The organism is Pseudomonas sp. BRG-100, assembly GCF_000737955.1.
Taxonomy (GTDB): domain Bacteria; phylum Pseudomonadota; class Gammaproteobacteria; order Pseudomonadales; family Pseudomonadaceae; genus Aquipseudomonas; species Aquipseudomonas synxantha_A.
Genome location: NZ_JPRX01000001.1, coordinates 3,741,930 through 3,742,633, shown reverse-complemented (window position 1 = coordinate 3,742,633; position 704 = coordinate 3,741,930). Strand labels below are relative to the sequence as shown.

General features: G+C 59.1%; 1 protein-coding gene. It reads left to right on the top strand.

All coding sequences use genetic code 11. From position 1 onward, the window contains the following. On the top strand, positions 1 to 510 hold a 510-nt coding region (locus tag JH25_RS10815; RefSeq protein WP_032879011.1), incomplete at its 5' end, for a polysaccharide lyase family 7 protein. Positions 511 to 704 lie beyond the last annotated feature (194 nt).

Sequence of the window (704 nt, the reverse complement as noted above, 5' to 3'; positions counted from 1 at the left end):
GAAAACGCCATTTACCCACGCAGCGAACTGCGCGAAACCTACGCCGACGGGCGCCTGCGCAACTGGACCTACCCCGAGGCCGACAACTTCCTGCGCGCCACCCTCACGGTCAACCAGGTACCCACCTCCGGCAAAGTCGTCATCGGCCAGATCCACGCCTATGACAGCCAGAAACCACTGATCAAGCTGGAGTACCAGTTCAAGGAAAAAACCCAGACCGGCAACATCGTCGCCAAGGTGCGCATGCGCCCGGACGAGGCCGAGAGCCAGGTCATCATCGTCGCCTCCGACGTGCCGCTGGAGAAGAGCTTCACCTACGTTATCAATCTCAACAAAGCCGGGCTGCTCAGCGTGTACGCCGCCGACAGCGAGTGGAATGAACGCATTGGCGCTGCCTGGGGCGACAAGCCGTTGTACTTCAAGGCGGGGGTGTATGTGCAGGACAACAGTGGGGACAGCAAGGAGGGGGCAAGGGTGACGTTTGCGAAGTTGGATATTGATCACGAGTAAATGGATTAGCCTATTTCGAGTAGGCAACGTCCGATAAGCCCACGGATCATTCCCCGATAAATCCAGACGATTAAATCCCCTGTGGGAGGGGGCTTGCTCCCGATAGCGGTGTGCCAGCTCCAATAGCTGTGACTGACCCACCGCAATCGGGGGCAAGCCCCCTCCCACATTTGGCCTGTGTGGCCTGAGGGCTT